This is a genomic window from Limnobacter sp. (genome assembly GCF_036846585.1).
Lineage (GTDB): Bacteria > Pseudomonadota > Gammaproteobacteria > Burkholderiales > Burkholderiaceae_B > Limnobacter.
This window is the reverse complement of sequence record NZ_DAIUBR010000059.1, coordinates 1-6,294: the sequence shown is the minus strand read 5'-3', so window position 1 is coordinate 6,294 and position 6,294 is coordinate 1. Positions and strand designations below refer to the sequence as shown.

Below are 6,294 nucleotides of genomic sequence, written 5' to 3'. Positions count from 1 at the left end.
AACGCCTACCAGTACGCACCGAACCCCATGACATGGGTGGATCCGTGGGGGTTGAGTTGTAAAGATCAGGTTGTTCAGAATGAACAAGCTAAAAAATTAGAGCGACTGCCGGATGATCTCGCAGGCACATTTGAAGGTGGACGTTACTCTTCCCGTGTTCTGGATGAGGATTTGGTGTTGTACAGAGCGGGTACGTCTGATAGACCGCTTGGTCAATTCTTTTCCAGGGACGCTCCTGTGAGCGAAATACAAACTCGAATTGATAAAGCTGTGTTGCCGGAGTGGCCCGGAGGAGCGAAATCACCCATAGATACAGGTTTTAAAATTAAGATTCCCAAGGGAACGACTGTTCATACTGGTCGGGTAGCCTCGCAGGGAGGTCATTATGTGGGAGGAACACAACAAATCGTAGTTCAGAAACCGTGGCTGCTTGAAGGTGTGGAAGTTTTGGAAAGTTGGCCTTTAAAGTGATGGGAATATAAAAATGAAAAGCACCGAATTGATTTTACAAGAGATCATAGTCTTGCTTGAAGCGACACAAGAGACTAACTGGTCTAAGTCCTTTAGGTCTTTTCAGCAGTCTTTAAATGATTGCGTGAATGACCTGGAGCGCGCTAATGTTAAGGCCCAGCTCAGACGAATTTTCGGCGGAATGGGGTCCTTTTCAGATTTTGTTTTTTATGAAAATGGTAAGCCGCTGATAGATGAAAATAATCAATTAGAAATGCTAAGGCGAGAGTTATACGATTCTTTGAGGTGAAACTTGAAGCCTGCAAAATTCCGCGTAAGCGAGTTTTAATAATGGCTATTAATTTGATGGAGAGCTGTAAGTCCTTAGGTAAGCAATCAGATGCAAAAGCGTCTGCTAAAAGCCACGCACGGTGACGCTGAAGATGCCGCGCACTTAGGGCTCCAAACCTTCCAGCCCCAACGCCCGCAGGCCCCAGCAAGCACCGGGCAACCGGCTAAAGCGTCAAGGCATGCGAAGGTTCACCTACGACGAACGCGGCAACCGCACCGAAGAAATTGTCGAACGCGGCCCACGCCAGGGGCAAGTAACCCGCTACAGTTACAACGCCCAAAACCAGCTGGTGGAAGTCAATGTTGCAGGTGTTGTAACCCGCTACGCCTACGACGCACTGGGCAGACGGATTTCGAAAACCAGTGAAAGCGGCAACACGCATTTTTACTGGAACGGTGACGTATTGCTGGGTGAGTTAAACAGCAATTCAGAACGCCCCAGCCGCACGTATTTGTTTGAACCCTTCAGCTTCAAACCACTGGCACTGGTTCAAAACAACGAGGTGTTTCACTACCACACCGACCACATCGGCACGCCGCGAGAAATCACCAACGCCCGTGCGCAAGTGGTGTGGTCAGCCAGCTTCAAAACCTACGGCGCACTTGCCCTTGCGCACGTGAACGAAGTGGACAACCCACTGCGGTTTCAGGGCCAATACTTCGATAGCAAAACAGGGCTACACTACAACCGGCATCGGTATTACGACCGTCGAATGCGGGCAGTTCACCACGCAAGACCCGATCGGCTTGCTGGGCGGAATGAATGCCTACCAGTACGCACCCAACCCCATGACATGGGTGGATCCGTGGGGGTTGAGTAGCAAAGATGAATGTAGGTTACAGCTTTACTGGCCGCCGAATCGAGGATTTGCTAAAGCTCCAGTGAATCAGACATTGCCAGAAGGGTATGAAATAAGTCGTTACGGCGGCTTTGTTGGTGAGAATGGCGTATTCCGTGACTATGGGACCTTTGTTGCTCCCAAGGATGTTCCATATCCGATGAGAGCTTTGCCTCCAGGCACAGATGCTCGACCACTTTCCGTATATAAAGTCGTCAAGGAAATTCCGGAGGTTCCAAGTGGCCCTGCTGCTCCGTATTTTGGTGAGTTGGGAGGAGGCATTCAGCATGAGATACCTCTGCCAATTCAAAAATATATTGATAGTGGCCAAATTGAAGTGATTGGACGAGAAATTCCAGGCAGTTAAATTAGACGGAGTTTATTTTGATAAAAAAAGTTTACATTAAAAATTTTCGCATTGATTCACCGCCTGTCGGTATGAACGTACGCTACGAATGTTTGAAGTGCGGTTCGGTGTTGAATTCTCAGCCCAAAAATGCCGTTTCATGTGACTGTTACAACCTAATCGTGGATGTAGATGCTGGGCGATTTTCGGTTAAAGATCCTTTATCGTTTAGAGTGTTTGTCGAAGAGTAATTTTGATCAGCTTTAAATTCAAAGGCAACCAGCGGCTCAACTACGGCGGTAATACCCCCCTTCATCCACTCGTTATTACTCCTCCATATCCAATCGCATTCGGGCAGCACCCATGAAGCCGTGTCAAGTATTTACCGCCTTGGTGGTCACTTTCGCATTCACTGCATCCTCAGCGTTTGCTTGGGGTGGCGATTATGGTTATTGGGAACGAAGCAAGCAGGAATACTGGGATGGTCCTTGTCTCATCAAAATCGAATCCAAGCCGTTCGAGTACAAAAAAGAAGTGAAGTGTGAAGGCGGTTTTTCGCCGGTGGCCGATGCACCTTGGAAAGAGGAATATCGCGATGGTGATTGCAAAGTGAAACGGGAAGCGAGGTACAGCGAGTTCAAAGAAGAAGTCAAGTACCGCTGATCTCTCGATCAAACAGAATTGCGCAGCCTGTTCAAAAAAGTCACCAGTTGGGCTGGCATAGTGTTTCCCATTCTATACATTTTTTAACTTTTGTATAGAACCAGAAACAGTTGGGTGGTTTATTCGACCGAAAAGCTCGACCCGCACCCGCACGTACTTGTCGCCTGCGGGTTGTTGAACACGAATCGCGAGGCCAATGCGTGTGCCTCGTAATCGATAGTCGTTCCCTCCAGGTACGGCGCGCTGACCTGGTCCACGTAAATGTGAATGTAGGGGTTGATCTGCACCAGAATGTCGTCCTCGTCTGTTTCACGGGCCAGGTCGATTTTGTACTCAAACCCCGAGCAGCCGCCCCCCTGCACGTACAGGCGAATCATCGCAGGTTTGTGCATGTTGTCGCGCAGGTCCAGAATACGTTCCTGGGCTGCATCGGTCAGGGCGATGTTACAAATCGGGGTTACTGCGTCAGTGGTCATGTCAAATCAGGTCGGTTTCAGCCTTCTCGGTCTCGCAGCTGGAAATTCTCCAGGTGCCGTCCTCGCGCCTTTGCAACACGTAGTATACGTTCCAAAGCGTTTTTTGTCGGTCGATCATTTGCACCGCATGTAGAGCATTCGTTCCATCGGTTTGAAATTTCACGAAGCGCACCAGGGCTGGTTGCAGCACCACATCGTAGCCCTCACGCACCATTTGCATGAAGGTTTCAGCGTCGCCAAACATGGTTTGAATATTGGGGGTTGCATAAGAAAAGGCTTTTGCGCTGTCGCCCTGCTTGAAGGCTTCCAGTTGGGCTTCGATCACTGCCCGGGTTTCTTGCCGGTCTTCGGGTTCGCCTGCATGGCCAAGGCTGGTTGTGAAAGCGGCTGCAAGACCCACCGCAAATATGATCAACCACAGTTTCCAGATCTTTTGCCTGATGCTGCTTTCTTTGTCCAAGGTTTGTTTGCGCCTGGGAACATCGTGGGTTTGATTCAACATCTGCGTACTACCTCCAATGGAATCAATCGCTTGGCGTTCAAGTTTGCCACGAACTTTCGGCGCAAACAAGGCGCTTCTGGCGAAAAGCAGAAGACCCGCTCCCAGCTTTGTTCAGCAACTGTTCAAGCTGACACATTGTCGTAAAAAAAAACTCATGAAGCTGTAACTTGGTCATTCGACAATCGTCCGGTCTTAAACGGAGGTCGAGATGTCATCACTCAGCAAAAAAGAAATGGAAGTCCTTTCCAGCCCCACATTCCAGCAAATCATCAACAAGCAGCTTGAAAACCCCGCCCGTCGCAATGTGCTGAAGGGCTCCATGGGCGTAGCCGCTATGGGGTTTCTCGGGTTGGCCGGTTGCGGCGGTGGCGATGGTGCTGTTGCAAGCCCCGGAACTGGTGGAAGCACTCAGTTAAATGCCGTGGGTTTCAGTTCCACGCCGCTTAGTCTGGCAGATTCGGTCCAGGTTGCTGACGGTTATCAATTCCGGGTGCTTTACAAGCTGGGCGATCCTATTGCTTCAGGCGTTTCCGCTTATGCAAACGATGGCACAGACGCGGCCAACAACCCGGAAGAATTCCAGTTCCGCGCAGGTGATCATCACGACGGCATGTACTTCTTTGGCCTGGGTGCTGACAACGCCTGGGATTCTGAAGAAAGTGCACGCGGTTTGCTCGTGATCAACCACGAAGCCATTACCGAGATTTTCCTGCACGCCAATGGTGCCACCACAGTGGCTGGTGTGCGCGATGCCAATGAATCGTTGAAAGAAATGTACATTCACGGCGTTTCCGTGGTTGAAGTGCGTCGCGGCAGCGACGGCCAATACAGCGTGGTGCAAAACAGCGTGTTTAACCGCCGCATCCACACCTTTACCGACATGGAAATCAGTGGCCCCCTGCGCAGCAACGCGGCCATGGTCACCAAGTACTCCCCGGCCGGCACACGCACACGCGGCACCATCAACAACTGTGCCTCTGGCTACACCCCATGGGGCACTTATCTGGCCTGTGAAGAAAACTGGGAAGGCTATTTCGCAAATGCCAATGACACGGGCCGAAGCACCAATGAAATTGCCTCGCTGCGTCGCTACGGCATTTCATCAAGCCAAACCAGCCGTGAAGGCTGGGCCACTGCCGACGAAACCGGGCAGATTGGTGAACCGTTTAGCCGCTGGAACATCACCATCAGCGGTGCTTCGGCTGCCGAAGACTACCGCAATGCCATTTTCACGTATGGCTGGAACGTTGAAATTGATCCTTTCCGCCCCAACAGCACACCCAGGAAGCGCACTGCCATGGGCCGTTTTGCACACGAAGGTGCCTGGGTAGGCCCCGTAGAGGCTGGCAAGCCCATTGTGTATTACATGGGTTGTGATTCCCGTTTCGAATACATCTACAAGTTCGTGTCCGCTGCAAATTGGGATCCGGCAGACGCAACAGGCGGTCTGCAATCTGGCGACAAGTACCTCGACAACGGCAAGTTGTATGTTGCCAAGTTCGATGCTGATTTCACCGGTGACTGGCTCGACCTGGCCACAGTGACTGCAGGCACCGTTCAAGCCCCGGTTCGAGGCAGTGGCACATTGAACCCTTCAGCAGGTACCAGCTACACCGTAGGTGGAACAACCGACCAGTACCTGAATACCCGCATTATTGCTGACATTGCTGGCGGCACACCAATGGACCGCCCGGAATGGGGCGGCGTGAACCCGCGCAACGGCGAGGTCTACATGACCCTGACCAACAATACCAGCCGCACGGTCGCTGATCCCGCCAACCCACGGACTTACTTTGACACCGACACCAACGGTGATGGCGTGGGCGATTCCGGCAGTTTTGGCAACGTCAATGGTCACGTCATTCGCTGGAAAGAAGATGCCAGCAACCCCGCTGCCATTGGTTTTGCCTGGGACGTGTACCTGTTTGCTGCCGAAAGCGACGACCTGACAAATCCGAACGTGAACCTGTCTGGTTTGACAGCGGAAAACGTATTGTCCAGCCCCGATGGTTTGTGGTTCTCTGGAAAAACAGGCGTGCTGTACATTCAAACTGACGACGGTGCGTTCACCGACACCACCAACTGCATGTTGGTGGCTGCGGTTCCGGGTCAAGTGGGCGATGGCAGCACGGTGACCGTGACCAACCCCAACGGCGGCGGCACGGTTGATACACGCGTGGGGGCCTTGGGTACCTTGCGCCGTTTGGTGGTGGGCCCCAAGGAGTGTGAAATCACCGGTTTGACTGAAAGCCCTGATGGCAAGGCCTTGTTCATCAACATTCAGCACCCCGGCGAGCGCACCAGCGACCTGACAGTCGCGCCAAGCAGCGCATGGCCTTACACCCTGGCCGATGGCACCTTTGGCAATCCACCTGCGGGAACCTCGCCTGCTGTGGGCAACCGCCCGCGTTCAGCCACCATTGTGCTGACACGCACGGATGGCGGTTTGATCGGTCAATAAGCAATCGGGCAGTCGGCAATCGAAGTACCTTTTCACCCCGCAGTGTGCACGCACTGCGGGGTGAATCCGTTCTGGATAGGGAGGGGTAGAGTATAAAGATAGTGCAGACCAACAAAAAGCAGGGGACAGACGTGAAGTTGTACAAACAGGTTTATTCAACGCTGGTGTTTTCTGTCAGCGTAATTTCCGTTTCATTGGTCCATGCC

The 6,294-nt window shown here is 52.2% G+C and carries 7 protein-coding genes and 1 pseudogene; 6 read left to right on the top strand and 2 right to left on the bottom strand.

The window, feature by feature from the left end:
* The 5 genes and pseudogenes from V7028_RS15210 to V7028_RS15190 all read left to right on the top strand — a co-directional run.
* Positions 1–471: pseudogene (locus tag V7028_RS15210) on the top strand (hypothetical protein); the annotation flags it as partial.
* 13 nt (positions 472–484) lie between these two features.
* Positions 485–760 carry a DUF6966 domain-containing protein gene (locus tag V7028_RS15205; protein ID WP_334120931.1) on the top strand — a complete coding sequence of 92 codons (276 nt, stop codon included), beginning with the start codon at positions 485–487 and terminating at the stop codon, positions 758–760.
* 220 nt (positions 761–980) lie between these two features.
* On the top strand, positions 981–1,622 hold the full coding sequence (locus tag V7028_RS15200; RefSeq protein ID WP_334120930.1) for an RHS repeat domain-containing protein: 642 nt from the start codon (positions 981–983) through the stop codon (positions 1,620–1,622).
* A complete protein-coding gene (locus V7028_RS15195; protein ID WP_442918756.1) occupies positions 1,561–2,007 on the top strand; it encodes a TNT domain-containing protein in 447 nt (148 codons plus the stop codon). The genes V7028_RS15200 and V7028_RS15195 overlap by 62 nt, the downstream gene beginning before the upstream one ends.
* Positions 2,008–2,349: 342 nt before the next feature.
* Positions 2,350–2,649 carry a hypothetical protein gene (locus tag V7028_RS15190; RefSeq protein ID WP_334120928.1) on the top strand — a complete coding sequence of 100 codons (300 nt, stop codon included), beginning with the start codon at positions 2,350–2,352 and terminating at the stop codon, positions 2,647–2,649.
* Positions 2,650–2,768: 119 nt separating this feature from the next.
* On the opposite strand, the gene V7028_RS15185 is transcribed toward V7028_RS15190, so the two are convergent.
* The gene (locus tag V7028_RS15185) at positions 2,769–3,125 is read right to left on the bottom strand and encodes a HesB/IscA family protein (RefSeq protein ID WP_334120927.1); all 357 of its coding nucleotides are present in this window, start codon (positions 3,123–3,125) and stop codon (positions 2,769–2,771) included.
* A gap of 1 nt (position 3,126) precedes the next feature.
* Positions 3,127–3,627: a DUF4864 domain-containing protein gene (locus V7028_RS15180; protein ID WP_334120926.1), complete on the bottom strand. Its 501-nt coding sequence runs from the start codon at positions 3,625–3,627 to the stop codon at positions 3,127–3,129.
* A gap of 208 nt (positions 3,628–3,835) precedes the next feature.
* Here V7028_RS15180 and V7028_RS15175 point away from each other — a divergent pair, with 208 nt between their 5' ends.
* A complete protein-coding gene (locus V7028_RS15175; RefSeq protein ID WP_334120925.1) occupies positions 3,836–6,088 on the top strand; it encodes a PhoX family protein in 2,253 nt (750 codons plus the stop codon).
* The last annotated feature ends 206 nt before the right edge of the window (positions 6,089–6,294 follow it).

Bases quoted from the DNA above. Each gene is read 5' to 3' on its own strand.
- V7028_RS15195 (WP_442918756.1), top strand. From the start codon at position 1,561: ATGAATGCCTACCAGTACGCACCCAACCCCATGACATGGGTGGATCCG.
- V7028_RS15200 (WP_334120930.1), top strand. From the start codon at position 981: ATGCGAAGGTTCACCTACGACGAACGCGGCAACCGCACCGAAGAAATT.
- V7028_RS15205 (WP_334120931.1), top strand. From the start codon at position 485: ATGAAAAGCACCGAATTGATTTTACAAGAGATCATAGTCTTGCTTGAA.
- V7028_RS15185 (WP_334120927.1), bottom strand. From the start codon at position 3,125: ATGACCACTGACGCAGTAACCCCGATTTGTAACATCGCCCTGACCGAT.
- V7028_RS15190 (WP_334120928.1), top strand. From the start codon at position 2,350: ATGAAGCCGTGTCAAGTATTTACCGCCTTGGTGGTCACTTTCGCATTC.
- V7028_RS15175 (WP_334120925.1), top strand. From the start codon at position 3,836: ATGTCATCACTCAGCAAAAAAGAAATGGAAGTCCTTTCCAGCCCCACA.
- V7028_RS15180 (WP_334120926.1), bottom strand. From the start codon at position 3,627: ATGTTGAATCAAACCCACGATGTTCCCAGGCGCAAACAAACCTTGGAC.